The 14,876-nt window shown below is 37.4% G+C and carries 13 protein-coding genes; 4 read left to right on the plus strand and 9 right to left on the minus strand.

All coding sequences use genetic code 11. From position 1 onward, the window contains the following. Window positions 1–510 precede the first annotated feature (510 nt). Both ACPUVN_RS10935 and ACPUVN_RS10940 read right to left on the minus strand, forming a co-directional pair. Window positions 511–1,098 (minus strand): imm11 family protein, encoded by a 588-nt coding sequence (locus tag ACPUVN_RS10935; protein ID WP_426369091.1) that lies wholly within the window; start codon window positions 1,096–1,098, stop codon window positions 511–513. Then, window positions 1,095–1,793 (minus strand): AHH domain-containing protein, encoded by a 699-nt coding sequence (locus ACPUVN_RS10940; RefSeq protein ID WP_426369092.1) that lies wholly within the window; start codon window positions 1,791–1,793, stop codon window positions 1,095–1,097. The genes ACPUVN_RS10935 and ACPUVN_RS10940 overlap by 4 nt, the downstream gene beginning before the upstream one ends. A gap of 238 nt (window positions 1,794–2,031) precedes the next feature. Here ACPUVN_RS10940 and ACPUVN_RS10945 point away from each other — a divergent pair, with 238 nt between their 5' ends. The 4 genes from ACPUVN_RS10945 to ACPUVN_RS10960 all read left to right on the plus strand — a co-directional run bounded on the left by ACPUVN_RS10945 (window position 2,032) and on the right by ACPUVN_RS10960 (window position 4,660). Beyond that, window positions 2,032–2,205 carry a hypothetical protein gene (locus ACPUVN_RS10945; RefSeq protein WP_426369093.1) on the plus strand — a complete coding sequence of 58 codons (174 nt, stop codon included), beginning with the start codon at window positions 2,032–2,034 and terminating at the stop codon, window positions 2,203–2,205. 222 nt (window positions 2,206–2,427) lie between these two features. Further along, window positions 2,428–2,667: a DUF2061 domain-containing protein gene (locus ACPUVN_RS10950; RefSeq protein WP_426360274.1), complete on the plus strand. Its 240-nt coding sequence runs from the start codon at window positions 2,428–2,430 to the stop codon at window positions 2,665–2,667. 732 nt (window positions 2,668–3,399) lie between these two features. Next, window positions 3,400–3,651, plus strand: a complete 252-nt coding sequence (locus ACPUVN_RS10955; RefSeq protein WP_426369094.1) for a TIGR03643 family protein — start codon at window positions 3,400–3,402, stop codon at window positions 3,649–3,651. A 55-nt stretch (window positions 3,652–3,706) separates the two neighbouring features. Continuing rightward, window positions 3,707–4,660, plus strand: a complete 954-nt coding sequence (locus ACPUVN_RS10960; protein ID WP_426369095.1) for a class I SAM-dependent methyltransferase — start codon at window positions 3,707–3,709, stop codon at window positions 4,658–4,660. A 1,185-nt stretch (window positions 4,661–5,845) separates the two neighbouring features. On the opposite strand, the gene ACPUVN_RS10965 is transcribed toward ACPUVN_RS10960, so the two are convergent. The 7 genes from ACPUVN_RS10965 to ACPUVN_RS10995 all read right to left on the minus strand — a co-directional run bounded on the left by ACPUVN_RS10965 (window position 5,846) and on the right by ACPUVN_RS10995 (window position 14,816). Then, window positions 5,846–7,264, minus strand: a complete 1,419-nt coding sequence (locus tag ACPUVN_RS10965) for a KAP family P-loop NTPase fold protein (RefSeq protein WP_426369096.1) — start codon at window positions 7,262–7,264, stop codon at window positions 5,846–5,848. A gap of 121 nt (window positions 7,265–7,385) precedes the next feature. Continuing rightward, a complete protein-coding gene (gcvP, locus tag ACPUVN_RS10970; RefSeq protein WP_426369097.1) occupies window positions 7,386–10,304 on the minus strand; it encodes an aminomethyl-transferring glycine dehydrogenase in 2,919 nt (972 codons plus the stop codon). Window positions 10,305–10,631: 327 nt separating this feature from the next. Next, window positions 10,632–11,018, minus strand: a complete 387-nt coding sequence (gene gcvH, locus ACPUVN_RS10975; protein ID WP_426360269.1) for a glycine cleavage system protein GcvH — start codon at window positions 11,016–11,018, stop codon at window positions 10,632–10,634. A gap of 101 nt (window positions 11,019–11,119) precedes the next feature. Beyond that, window positions 11,120–12,208: a glycine cleavage system aminomethyltransferase GcvT gene (gcvT, locus tag ACPUVN_RS10980; RefSeq protein ID WP_426360268.1), complete on the minus strand. Its 1,089-nt coding sequence runs from the start codon at window positions 12,206–12,208 to the stop codon at window positions 11,120–11,122. A gap of 385 nt (window positions 12,209–12,593) precedes the next feature. Next, complete coding sequence (locus ACPUVN_RS10985; RefSeq protein WP_426360267.1) at window positions 12,594–12,866, minus strand: YfcL family protein; 273 nt, start codon at window positions 12,864–12,866, stop codon at window positions 12,594–12,596. A gap of 29 nt (window positions 12,867–12,895) precedes the next feature. Continuing rightward, complete coding sequence (locus tag ACPUVN_RS10990) at window positions 12,896–14,146, minus strand: ATP-NAD kinase family protein (RefSeq protein WP_426360266.1); 1,251 nt, start codon at window positions 14,144–14,146, stop codon at window positions 12,896–12,898. 16 nt (window positions 14,147–14,162) lie between these two features. Then, window positions 14,163–14,816, minus strand: a complete 654-nt coding sequence (locus ACPUVN_RS10995; RefSeq protein WP_426360265.1) for an elongation factor P hydroxylase — start codon at window positions 14,814–14,816, stop codon at window positions 14,163–14,165. Between the last annotated feature and the right edge of the window lie 60 nt (window positions 14,817–14,876).

Genomic DNA, 14,876 nt, shown 5'->3' on the forward strand with positions numbered 1-14,876 from the left:
TAATTCAGCAATATAAACACCGTAAACACATTGTTATTAACATCATGAATTTATTAGATAAAATTATATTTACAATTACATTTTCCTAATGTGTTTTGCCAAATATCTAAAATGAATACATAAAGTAAAATGTAGCGTATCGGCTAGCTCTGAAACATAACGAGATAGCTATTATTCATATCTGGCTTTGATTTTAGTTATTACTTAAATCAAGTTAGCTGACCCCTTGATATTCTCAGAGGGAAAGGTAAAGAGCTGCGTTAGCGTCACTCTCTTCTTTTGGATACAGTCACCACCGAGACAAAATAAACGATGAGTTACATATATTATAATTAAGTGTTACCGACCCCTTTTATTTTTAGATCAAAAAAGCCGCTATATAGCGGCTTATATAATAATTGCAAAAATGCAATTAATTACAAACTTTAGACTCTTCAATCATGGCTTTTTGAACAGCAACAGTTTCTTTAATAACGTTATCTAAATGATGTTTTCTTTATCTAAGTTAGCTTAATTAGAAAAAATATTATCAAGATCTTCGTCAATAAATACACCAGTTAATCCATTACCTTCTACAGCAGATTTAAACTTATCAGTACAAAACAAACGAGCACCACCTGTTAACTTGCTTTTAAAAACAGGCTTATTTTTTACATCATCATTTATGAAAGCAATCTTGATATAATCTAGAGGATAACCATCTAAATATTCGCGTTCACATTTTGCTTCATCTTCTTGTCCAAATGTACGCAAATTAAAAATTACAATAGGCTCACCATCAGCTTTTGTTTCAATAAACTCACCTAGAGGCGCTAATAAATCTTTTAAAGCTTCATAAGCATTCATCCTAAGAGCGATAAATCCATCCATGATACTTATATCGTAGTTATCTTTTAGGTAACCAGGTAAAAAAGACAACTCATAACTTTGAGGCCAATACTTTAATAATGAGTCATTATTCATATGGATATCAAGTAGAAACATGCAAGCATCTTGATTAGATGGCAACATTGGTTGTATTCTTTCAGAGAATGAAAGTATGTCCCACTCAACCATGTCGTAAGAATTAGTAACAGGCTTTAACGAGAACAACTTCATGATTTACCATCCCAATTAGCATTTTTACTCATCATAACGCTGGCTGGTATCATATGATTTTTAATTTTTATTTTCACGCCACGTAATGCATTTACAAAATCAAGTTTATTTACTTTGCTTCTTAAACTAGTAGGCACCCAAACTTCATAATTATGACGATTCAACCTTCTATGAGAAACAGTGTCAGGCGTAGCCCAATCATCTGACTTGTTTTTTTCAAAATTTCTTAGCCATACCCCATTCGTAGGATCATTAATACCAATACCAAACGAGTGCATTCTTAAACGTGTGGCATATGTAAGACGTTGTCTATATCGGCCCTTACCACACACAATGTGATGCGCCTCATGATATGAAGTCGGTTTTGGCTCGCCAGCAGCTCGTAAAAACTTAGCAAGCTTTTCCGTTGGATGATGCTCTTCTTCTGCTAGCTCCTTAATAGAGGTACCTTTACTTTCGTTCTCTGCACGGTAAGACTCTAAGCTTTGTTGTGCAATAAGCAAGTGCTCTAAACGCTTGTGTTCTTTTTGTAAATGGTCGTAATCTCTTTGCAGCTTTTCCTTAGATGCAGCAGATTTTCGACGCTTGTCGTCATAGTGTTTTTTGGCTAGTAATTCAAAATTATAAATAGCCATTTCTAAAGGGCTAGGGTTACTTGGTCGTTCTGGCATTGGGTAGCGCTGCAGTTGAATCATCCTTAAATCCTTAAATTTCCCTTCCGTTAGGGCGTAAAATAGCAAATAGATTATCGAGCTTCAATTCTAAACGTTACACATCTAATAACTGGGATCACTTTATTGCTAACAATGATTTACATAGTGGTTAAATTTTCAGTTCAAGATATCAAGTTTACTGACCCCTTGATATTTTTATTACTCAGGTGACCAATTAAGTACGATTAAATACCTACAAACGCTAGCAGGACAACACGGAATGTTATGGGCAGGGTTAGATTTAAAAGGCTTAAAAGAAAGAAATATACAAAATAACTCAGGAGCACAATCGGGGCTTATTACGTATACGCAAGATAACGAGATACCCGCTGATGCATTACTTACAGCACAGTATTTAGGAGAACGAGTGTCATTATTAGCCAATCGTTTTTAAGCTGCTAAAATGGAAAGTAGTGTTCGCTGAAACCTATCGAAAAAAACAATTATTTCAATTTTTTAAAAATAAGTGTTTTTTATAAATTTAAATAGAAGTTATATGCTGATTTCTATCATTGAATTAACTGATGATGAAGTTCGTAAAAATGAATTATCTTTTTTGTTAGTTATCGATAATAATTCTCATTAACGAATAGATATTATTATTGAGTAGGACATTATGAAAAAGACAATTACCTTTGCTTGTTTACACTTTACCGTTGCGTTTACAGTCACATATTTATTAACTGGCAGTGCTGTTATTGGTGGCCTAGTAGCCCTTGTAGAGCCCGCAGTTAATACCGTTGTTTTTTATTTTCACGAGCGTGTTTGGAAGAAATACGAAAACCAATCAGCGAGTAAAGTAAGCGACTATTCTGAGCAGGCTTTCCAATCAAATGATATGACATTGGTGTCTTAGTCGTCCCATGTACCTGTACAGTGGGCAGCTAGATTGAGTTGATTGAGAGTATTCAATAAAGAACATTTATTCTTTAATTTTAGAGATCTATTAAATCAAGTTGGCTGACCCTTGTTATCATTTGTAGTTAAATGTCACCGGCCCCTTTTATTTTTTCTTTTTGGGTGTCGTCGCCACTGCGACAATAATTTAACTTATATAGAATTTTAAACAACTCTAATCTTTTTACTTATTAAGCAAATATCAAGTTTTCTGACCCCTTGATATTCTCTATTCTTTCTAAATATAGTGCAAAGTATAAAGCTCCTACAGCAGGTGAAGCGTTATATCATGTTGGAAACGAACTTGAAGATTTTATACGTTTTTGCGAAGAGTCCTATCAAGATACGATTGAGCTAATTGAGAGTATTCAATAAAGAACATTTATTCTTTAATTTTAGAGATCTATTAAATCAAGTTGGCTGCCCCCTTAATATCATTATTTTCAATTCTTAAATACGTAAAAATGGACGAAGTAAAAAAAGTTGAAATTAAAGAACATCCGCTCAAGCTCTTAAGTAACTTAGATGCACTTTAAGTTAGATTTACAGTGCCGCCACAATACTTTAAACAGTTTATGAATTGATTCTGTTCAGTAAAGTTATAAAAAATATTAAACCATATTGGTCTTTATTAAACGTATATTCGTATTGATGTTACTGTATTTATTGTATCAATATTAGGACCGTTTTAATGGAACTGCTAGTAGATGAAGAATCAAGAGTTATAGAAATGGCATGGGAAGATAGAACGCCGTTTGAAGCGATAGAACATCAGTTTAATATGCAAGAAACTGAGGTTATTAAATTCATGCGTAGTCACTTAAAACCCAGAAGCTTTAAGTTATGGAGACAAAGAGTAAGTGGGCGCTCAACTAAACATGTAAAACTTCGAAGTGATGATGTGACCAGAGGCTACTGCCCAACACAATATAAGCATCGATAATATTTCTCAAAGAGCAATTATTAATACTAAAATATACCACAGGTAGGGCATAAATTTGACAATACAGTGGCGCGAGCTGATCGAAAAAGCGTGGAATGATCGAAAAATTTTACATGAGTCTGATGAGTTTGATTCTTGGCGTGTTTTTCATGGTTACACTGAAGGGGCAAAAGGTGTTGTTATTGAAAAGTTTGGCTCGATGGCTTTGGTTGAATATAAAGATGATATTCGTGAAGACCTTGAGGTGATTAAAGACGCGTTACTACAGTGTTATCCTTTTACGCTAATTATTGCTAAAGGTGACCAATCTGTTGGGTTACGACTAAAACATAGAATGTTTACGCTGCATGGTGATTTTTCTGATGCTCCTGAATTTGCACAAGAGTATGGCATATATTACAGCTTACTGCCTGATACTATGCATAATTGTGGTTTATATCTGGATGCACGTCCGGTACGTAAATGGTTAGCAAATAATAGTGAGGGTCGCCGTGTTCTTAACTTATTTTCATTTACCGGAAGTTTGGGTATTGCAGCCTTAAAAGGTGGTGCAAAAGCTGCTATTCATTTGGATAAGTCAAAAGACTTGTTATCCCGTATCCAAAAAAGTTATGACAAAAATAGCCTTGATATTGGAACACGTAGTTTTATACAAGGTGATATTTACAAGCATTTACCTAAAGCAATAAAAAATGGCCAACGATTCGACGGTATTATTTTAGATCCCCCACCTAAAGTCTATAAATCACCTTATTCAGAGCATCAGCCTAGAGGACAAGACTTTTCTAAATTAGTTAGCCTATGTTCAAAACTGTTAAGCCCAGGAGGATGGTTAATTTGTTTGTTTCATCGTTATGACGCAACATGGGATCAGTCGGATGCTGAGATTATTGAATCATCTTCTAATACGTTGAAAATGACTGAGCGTTTTACTAGTGAATGTGATTTTCCTGATGATAATATTGACCGAAAGTTACGAGTGACTGTATTCGAAAAAATTGATACATAAGATAAACTTTCTTAGTGGAGTTACAGGTTTTGAAAGCTGTAAATGTTGTCGCTCATCTTTCGTTGTCGCGATGGCGACGACACCCAGAGGGGCGTTGTACGCCAAAAGCCCCTCTGGACTGACGTGCAGGATGCACTAATCCCGTGAAGGCATGGATGCCTAAGAACAGCCCCATGGTGCCCTACTCAGCTAAACATTAAATTAGCCATTAGCTGTAACCCACAAAACCTGCCGACTTATCATCCATGAACAATGGCAGCCCTCGACGTCCTATCTCGGGTCGAGGTCTACTATCGCTAATATCTAATTGAATCGCTGAGATGGGAAATGGTGATCGCTTAAATTTTGCGGAAAAAGGTTTAGCTAATATCAAGTTGGCTGACCCCTTGGTACTTCCCTAATGCAGTGAAGGCATGGATGCCTCAGAACGACAACTACGACGCCCTTCTCGTTTAGACTCTAAAAACAGAACCTGATAGTTACTATTCATATCTGGCTTTGATTTTAGTTATAAGCTTTATGTCGCGGTGGCGACGGCACCCAAGGGGCGACGTACCGCCGCGCCTCCCCTTGGAACGACGTGCATGGATGCACTAATGCCGTGAAGGCATGGATGCCTAAGAACGGCCCCTGCGACGCCCTACTCAGCTTAAAACAAAATATAATTTTTTTGCAGTTATCGATACCTGACGGATGCTCGTCCCTGCGCGACGTCAGTTCCAGCCATCCATGGCTGTCATCGATAAACTGCTGATAAAAAATTAATATTTCATAGCTGAGATGGGGAAAGGTGATCGCTAAAACCTATCCATAAACATTATTATCTCAAATAACTACAAATATTCAGCTCATGAAAACAAGAAATGAAACAGAACTATTAGCTAGCGCCTAATCAGCTTTTAAAATGCTGAATAAAATACTAATGTGTGGCTATTGCTGGCAGGACGCCAGCGAAGTGAAGTAAACATAGATTATGTTCAGGATGAACGGTAAAACACGGTGCCATGGATGGCAATGAGCGTAGTGCGTTCAGCGCTGTTATGTCAAAAACACTTTTATTGAATGGAAGAGTACGTTTTTTAGCAGGACAATGGGAGTCTAGATAAATAGCTAAAGAGCGGCGTTAGTGTCACTCTTTTCTTTTTGGATGTCACCACCACCGTGAAAAATGTAATTAGTAATCAACTATATAATATTACCTGCTAGTTTAACTACTTTCTGATAATCCTCCCAAAACCACAATTTATCAGTATCGTATGTATAATTGTGAAAGTCATAAGCAGCATCTTTAATAACACTGTCATAAGAATCGAAATCCCTCACATCAGGATGTGTACCAATAACTAATTTGGAATTACGGTGATAGCTTTGTGATTGAATTTCATGCTTTACTGAAATATGCATATTAAAATCATAAAAGTCATGAAACTTTAATTTTCCTTTCACTTCAAGATTATTTTTAAAATTTCGGCTTGATAAAGGATTCTTATTTTTTCTTAACGAAAAATTATCATGTTTTTCATCAAATTCAATGATTGCTACAATTAAAGAAAATATATTAATAATTTGTAATTTCTTGGACTGCTCAAATGAATTTAATGCTGTTCTTAGGCAAGCTTTTAACTTTCCTATTAATTGATCAGTATCTCTTAAGCTGAGATCATAAGCTAAAACACACCATGTTATATATTTTTTAATATTTGAATCTATCGTCATTTCTAGAGCTGGATACAAAACTAGTTTTTCTTCGTAGCTATCAATATCAAAATCTACTAAATTTATATAATGCTCTATATCAGGCTCAGATAATTGAGCTTCACGATCAAAAAAGCGTTTTAAATAAACAGCAGAGTCAAACTCTGCACCATAAACTGACTTAATTGATTTTTGGAGTTGTTCAGTGTCTGTTGCGACTAAAAAAACAAATTTATCTGTTGTGAAAAAGTGCTTGATTACTTCCAACATTTCAATGGAATAATTAGGTCTACATCTATCTAGTTCATCAATTAGAACAACTACTGGCAATTCTTTACCGTGTGTAGTTTTAAGTACTTCGGCTAATAGCCCTAATTCTTTTCTAATATTCTTTATTGCTGCAATTTGTTCTTCGTGATTATTTTTTATTTTAGATAAAAAATCTTTTGGTGATACTTCATATAAATTTTTTACTATCTCTCTTCCTGAGGCTGAATCATCAACTAAATGTTTTGTAAGTAGTCCAGCCCCTGCTATTAATGAACCTTTAAGCGCTTTACCTAACCATTCTGATACTTTATCTAGATCGGTTCCAATATCAGTATTAATTTTTGAAAGTTGAGTAATTAGATCACTTGCAACAACAGTTAATGGCACTTCAGAAAAATCACTTTCCCAAGCATCAATATAAATAGTAGGGTGATTTCTTTCAGTTAATAATGAATACATTCGTCTTAGGAACTGAGTCTTACCTGTACCCCATGCCCCGTTTAAATTAAGTACAAACCCATCATGTTCTCCAGTAATATAGTTAGCAAGAAACTCCCCATATTCTTTACGGTTAAGTTTACAGTTTTTAAATGTGTATTCTGTTAACCATTCAGGGTACTTACAGTTTTTATTCATCATTAAATTTTCACTCAACTTTTTTTAAATAATGTCATTCATTCAGATTAATATATATTACGGCTAAGAAAACAAAAAAGCGAGCATCAGCTCGCTTTTTTAATTTTAAATTTCAAACAGTTAACTAGTCTTTATACGCATCAACCGGAGGACAAGAACATATTAAATTTCTATCCCCAAAAACGTCATCAATTCTATTAACCGTTGGCCAAAATTTATTAGCCGCAGCTGCTGGTACTGGGAATACCGCTTCTTGAACAGTGTAACCACGATCCCATGTATCAGTAATATCAGCTAACGTATGTGGAGCGTTGTGTAATGGGTTGTTTTCTAACGTCCACTCACCTGACTCTACTTTACGAACTTCGTCGCGAATACATGTCATGGCTTCAATAAAACGGTCAAGCTCTACTTTAGATTCAGACTCTGTTGGTTCAATCATAAACGTACCCGCAACTGGGAACGACATGGTTGGTGCATGGAATCCGTAATCCATTAAACGTTTTGCAATATCTACTTCTGTAATACCTGATTCAGCCTTAATTGGGCGTAAATCAATAATACATTCGTGTGCTACACGGCCGTTTTTATCTGAGTATAAAATTGGGTAATGTTGGCTTAACTTTTTAGCTAAGTAGTTAGCGTTGGTTATCGCGTATTTAGTTGCGTCAGTTACACCTTTTTTACCTAACAATGCGATGTAAAGGTATGAAATACATAAAATACCTGCGCTGCCATAAGGTGCTGCCGATACTGCGCCATTACCTTTTGTGCTTTCGTTTACATTAACTAAAGCATGATCAGGTAGGAATGGTGCAAGGTGAGATTTAACACCTATTGGACCCATACCTGGACCTCCGCCACCATGTGGAATAGCGAAAGTTTTGTGTAAGTTAAGATGTGAAACATCTGCGCCAATAAAGCCAGGAGACGTTACGCCAACTTGTGCGTTCATGTTTGCGCCATCAAGGTAAACTTGGCCGCCATGTTCATGAATAATATTACAAATATCAGCAATTGTGCTTTCGTAAACACCGTGTGTTGATGGGTATGTGATCATGATACAAGAAAGGTTGTCTGCCATTTCGCTTGCTTTGTTACGCAAGTCGGTCATGTCAACGTTACCTTGTTTGTCACAATCTACTACAACAACTTTCATGCCTACCATTTGTGCCGACGCTGGGTTTGTACCATGCGCTGAAGCTGGTATTAAACACACGTTACGATGCGCTTCGCCACGACTTTCATGGTATTTAACGATGGCGATTAAACCTGCGTATTCACCTTGTGCACCTGAGTTAGGCTGCATTGAAATATTGTCGTAGCCCGTAAGCTCAACTAACCAGTCGCCTAGTTCGTCGATCATGTGTTTGTAACCCAGTGCTTGATCGGTAGGAGCAAATGGATGCATGTTGGCAAATTCAGGCCAAGACACAGGTATCATCTGCGCTGTCGCGTTTAATTTCATGGTACAAGAACCTAATGAAATCATTGAGTGGTTTAACGCTAAATCTTTGTTTTCAAGCTTTTTGATATAACGCAGCATTTCAGTTTCGCTGTGGTACGAGTTGAATACTGGATGCGTTAATATTTCAGTGTCTCGCACTAAACCGTCTGGAATTGAATCGCTGCCGTTTGCAATTACTTGCTCGTCTAGCTCTGCAACACTTAGGTTGTGCCCTTCACCTAATAAAATAGTGAATAAGCTGTCGATATCGCTACGTGTAGTCGTTTCGTTAATTGAAATGCTGATTTGGTTTTCAACATCTATACGTAGGTTTACGTTATTTTCTAACGCGCGCGCTACAATAGTTTCTTTACTGTCGAAACCTGAGTTACCTAATGAATTTAGGTTGAAGCTTAATGTATCGAAGTAGTTGTTATGTAATGGCGTTAAACCTTTGCTTAATACGCCAGCCGCTAAAATATCAGTAAAACGATGAATACGTTCAGCAATTACTTTTAAGCCTTTAGGACCATGATAAACCGCATAAAATGCAGCCATATTGGCTAATAATACTTGAGCGGTACAAATGTTTGAGTTGGCTTTTTCGCGACGGATATGTTGCTCGCGCGTCTGCATTGCCATACGTAATGCTGGGTTGCCGCGCGTATCGCGAGATACACCAATAATTCTACCTGGTAATGAACGTTTGTATTTGTCAGACGTTGTGAAGAATGCAGCGTGTGGTCCGCCGTAGCCCATTGGAACACCAAAACGTTGGGTTGAACCAATTACAGCATCAGCACCTAAATGACCTGGCGCTTTTAACATAACCAAACTCATGATGTCGGCTGCTACTGCTACTATGCCTTTATTCGCATGAATTTTTTCGATTAACTCGCTGATGTCACTTACTTCACCCGTTGCACTTGGGTATTGTAATAAAGCACCAAAGATATCGTGATCAGCTGCTTCGTTTGCTGGAGCAACAATGATATCGAATCCGAACATGTCAGCACGTTGCTTAACAAGATCGATTGTTTGTGGGTAAACGTCGCTTGAGATGAAAAACAAGTTTGATTTTTTGTTTTTAGATACACGTTTAGCCAATGCCATTGCTTCGGCTGCTGCTGTACCTTCATCAAGTAATGATGCTGACGCTAGATCAAGTCCCGTAAGATCTAAACACATTTGTTGGTAGTTTAATAAAGAGGTTAAACGACCTTGTGCAATTTCTGGTTGGTATGGCGTGTAAGCTGTGTACCAGCCTGGATTTTCTAACACGTTACGTAAAATTACGTTAGGTGTAAGTGTTGGGTAGTAACCTAAGCCGATGTAGCTGTTGTTTACTTTATTTAAGCCAGCTATTTTCTTTAAGTCAGACAATGCCTGAACTTCTGTTTTGCTTTCTTCAATCGCTGGTAAGTTAGGTAAACGAATATCGCTTGGTACAATTTCGTCAATTAGCGCATCAACAGACTCAGCACCAATGTCTTTTAACATCGCTTGAGTTTGCTCAGCGTTTGGCCCTATGTGTCGGCTAATAAAATTTTCAGATTGTTCTAATTCGTTTAACGTTACTTGAGATTGAGTAGTCATAAACAGTTTCACTTAAATGATTTTACTAATTTAATAAAATAAAGCCTCAAACTTATTGCTTAGTTGGAGGCTTAAAATATTCTTTTGCTTAGATGCTTTAATTCGTAATCACTCTGCTTTAGATAGATATCTACAATGCAGAACAAGATCGAATATTTTGCAAAGATAATCGAGGCTTTTCACACCTGATTAACATAGCAACAATTCGTAAACAGTCTGCTTTTAGACAAGGCGATGAAGTTGCGAGACATTTGAGCTTAGTGTACTAAGTGATAATGTCGAGCAACGAAATCAACGCGGTATAAATGCAGAATGTAACCGAATTAACTATTCGGCGATAGAAGCTGCGTAAGCCTCTGCATCTAATAAAGCTTCGATATCACTCTCATCAGTAACTTTAACTTTAAACAACCAACCGTCACCATATGCGTCAGAGTTTACTAATTCTGGAGAGTCTTCTAGGTTTTCATTCACTTCAACTACAGTACCTGAAATTGGTGCGTAGATATCTGATGCTGCTTTTACTGATTCTGCTACGGCTACGTCATCGCCTGAACCAATTTCGTCATCAACGTCTGGTAATTCAACAAATACCATATCGCCTAATAATCCTTGTGCGTGTTCAGTAATACCAACAGTTACTACACCGTTACCATCGTTACGAACCCACTCATGAGATGCTGCATATCTTAATTCTGAAGGAATGTTGCTCATTTTATTAACCCTACCCTGTATGTATTTTTATAAATTGTGTTTGGCTACCGTAATCTACTATAGCCTAAAAATTATGCGATATTATGACTAATCATTAACGCTTAAAAAACTTTTTTACCGTTACGTACGAAACTTGGTTTGATCACTTCTACATCAACTAGTTTTTTACGCATTTCAACTTGTACGATATCGCCAATCTGAACTGAACGCGGTACACGAGCCATAGCGATACTGTGACCTAATGTTGGAGAAAATGTACCTGAAGTAATAATGCCGTCGCCATTTGGTGTGATAACTTTAAGACCTGAACGTAGTACACCTTTTTCTAAGAATACTAGGCCTACAAGTTTAGGTTGGTCGCCTGCTGCTTTTTGTGCTTCAAGCACTGAACGGCCAATAAAGTTACGCTCTGCTGGTTCCCAGCTGATAGTCCACGCCATGTTAGCGGCTAGCGGCGAAACTGTTTCGTCCATGTCTAAACCGTATAGGTTCATACCTGCTTCTAAACGTAATGTATCGCGAGCACCTAAACCACATGGCGCTACGCCAGCGTCTAGTAATTGCTGCCATAAGTCTGCTGCTTGGTCTTGTGGAACAACAATTTCGTAACCGTTTTCGCCTGTGTAACCTGTAGTCGCAATAAATAAGTCGCCCGTTTGAACACCAAAAAATGGCTTCATTCCATCAACAGCTAGCGTTTGCTCTGCCGTTAATAAAGTAGCTACTTTAGCTTTAGCTTCAGGGCCTTGAACAGCGATCATGCCAAATTCAGGACGTTCAGTAATGGTTACGTTAAAACCTTCAGCTTGTTTGTTCATCCACGCTAAATCTTTTTCGCGTGTTGCTGAGTTAACCACTAATTTGTAGCTAGTTTCGCTAAAGAAATAAATAATAAGGTCGTCTATTACGCCGCCTTCTTCATTTAACATACCTGTGTACAAAGCTTTGCCAGCAACCGTTAGTTTAGCAACGTCGTTAATCACTAATTTACGTAAGTAAGCTTGAGCTTGGTCGCCTATTACATCAACGATAGTCATATGAGATACGTCGAACATACCTGCGTTTTGACGCACTGCATGATGTTCTTCTATTTGAGAGCCGTAGTTGATAGGCATTTCCCAACCATAGAAGTCGACCATTTTAGCGCCAGCTTCAATATGTTTTGCATGTAAAATAGTTTTGTTGCTCATATAACAATCGCCTAAAAAATGAATAAACAGTAGTGGCAAGATTATAGCTACTGGCACCTGTTGATTCAACAACAAAAGAAGCCCGATTGAAATATAAAACCACTTAAAAACAGTGTGCAGAATTATATTTTACAAAAAGGTCTTTTTGGAAATAATAATCGAATTAGATATCGTTGAATAAACTATTTTTGTGAATAATTTTCACAAAACAATATAAAAAATGTGAATAGTTATTATGGAATTTAGAAAGGTGGTGTTGAATTGATTTACCGCATCGTTAATAACATTATTAGCCAGCTAACAAGGATGGATAAGCGACGATAAATAATAGAATCAAACACGCCCAATAGCATTGCGCTAACATTGGGCGTTTTAATATATAAACTTAAGCAGTGAAGAAGGTTTTTAATTCTGCCCAGTAGTTGCTTACAATTTGTTGATCTTGTGGCGTTAGTTCAGAACGAGAATCCGTTAGTTTTGCTGAAATGTCGTTGGCAAATTCTGCTGATAGTGCTTGGGTTTCGTCGCCAAACTTACTTGCAGATAAGGCAATAAAGCCTCTGATATAGCTGCTTGCAAAAAGTTCATCGTCGTTGTTTTCTTTTAAACAAAGATCGTCAAAGTGTTGATAAAGTTGGTTAAGGTTCTGAATTGACATGTGTATTCCTGTACTGATAAATATTGTCGTTATTGAGGGCTACTAGCTGGATATAATACCTGATCTTTGTAACCAGTAATAACAGGAAAATATCCTGATAAGGTTTGATCAAGCTCTGTATCGCCAGTATCTATAATAAGTGGGCGGTTATTTAAAGCGGCAAGTTTAGTTTTTGTCGCTACAATAATAATGTTATTTTTTCCTATAGCCTTGATAATCCTTGGGCTTAGCTGCTGATTACCTCGACCAAAGATATGACCTTGACCACCAATTAAGGTGATCACTAATTTAAGTTGGTCGTTCTGTGATGCAATTCTATTTTCAGCTGATTGTATTTCTAATGAATGCTTATTTATTAACTCCCAAAGCTGTGGCTCAGTTACATCGTTGGCGATCACTGAATGATCGTGCAATACATCAACGCCTAACAAGGTATTTTCTTCACCGAGTTCTTCCATAATAAATGCCGTTGTAGAGCCAGATCCCATGATATAAAGTTCGTCGTCCATGGTTTCAATAACGTGTGCAGCTATGTCTTGTAAAACCAGTTCATCGGTTTCTTTACCGCCTGACTTTACTGCTTGAACATAACGTAACTCGCTCGGTATTTGCATTTCGCCATAACGTTTCGCTTTAACCACGCCCTGCCTAAATAAGCTTTCGTCGATGTCCATCACATCAGCATCAGTGAGTGTAACCAGTTGATTAGTGACAAGCATTTCTACCACACGCCCTGCTGCTTTTGGTGTAACAGCATAAACACCTGAATGAATTTTACAGCCTGCAGGAATGCCTAGTACGGGAAACCTGTCATCAACAATTGAGCAAATATCGCGTGCTGTGCCATCGCCACCGGCAAACAGTAATACATCTACATGAGCTTGCATCAAGGCGGTAACCGCATTTTTAGTATCTTGTGCTGTAGTATTTAAGCATGGTGTAGACGTTACTTCGCTAGCATTAACTTCACCTGCAGTGAGTTCGGTAGTACTGCTTTCGGTAACACTTGCTTCTGCTGATTGAGTTACTACAACCACTTCAAAACCTAAAGCACTAGCGCAAGTTTCCCCCATTGAGCCACTTGCCGTGTAAATAGTGATTTGGCTTTTATAAGGTTCAAGCACACTAAGTGCTGTAGTTGCACGTTGGTTAGCTTTAAATTCAGCACCTAAAGCTAAAGCTTTTTCTGGTGTGCTTTCGCCGTCACTACCTTTTAACGCGACACTTCCACCGACACCAGCAACAGGATTGATAACAAAACCAAGTTTGAATTTTTTCATAAAAATAACCTTAGCCTTATTTAAATTGTGCTAGTGATAGCGTTACAGATAGTGGTAAAGAAACAGACGAAGATGTCCCATAAAAAACGCTCAGTGCATCAATAAACTGCTCTGCTCTTTGTGGAAACCCATGTTCAAGGTAATGTTCAACTTGCTTTAAAACACCAACTTTAAATGCTTGCGTGTCTGCTTCTGCGCCATTTAAATTATCAGCCGATACATTAAACTTTTTATTTGCGGCAATACAAAATGCCCACTCGATGGCTTGCGGTTTAACTTCTACCGACTCAAATACTTTTTGTTGTTGTTCGTTTCGGCCATCAGGTTCATACCAATAACCGAAGTCTTCTTTCAAGCGACGTTCTTTACCTGCGATACACCAGTGGGCTATTTCGTGTAAACCACTTGAAAAATAACCATGAGCAAAAACAATTTGATGATATGAGCAAGCTTCTGATGCGGGTAAATATACAGGTTCATTATCGCCTGAAAGTAAATCGCCGGTAAGTAAATCACCTTTAATTAATTTTGTATTGTAGTCAGCAAAAAATGTGGCGGAGAACAGTTCGATTAAATCTTCGATGTTGTGCGGCTTATCAGTTTGCTGATCTTCAGATAAGACTTGATCAGATGAGTTAGCAGTATTAGCAATAGATGATGTGTACAGCATGAACAAAAGCGTCTGTTGTAAGTGAAAATAATTTTGCCGCAACTTTAACAAAAAACGGCG

This window comes from Pseudocolwellia antarctica, assembly GCF_049933045.1.
GTDB lineage: Bacteria > Pseudomonadota > Gammaproteobacteria > Enterobacterales > Alteromonadaceae > Pseudocolwellia.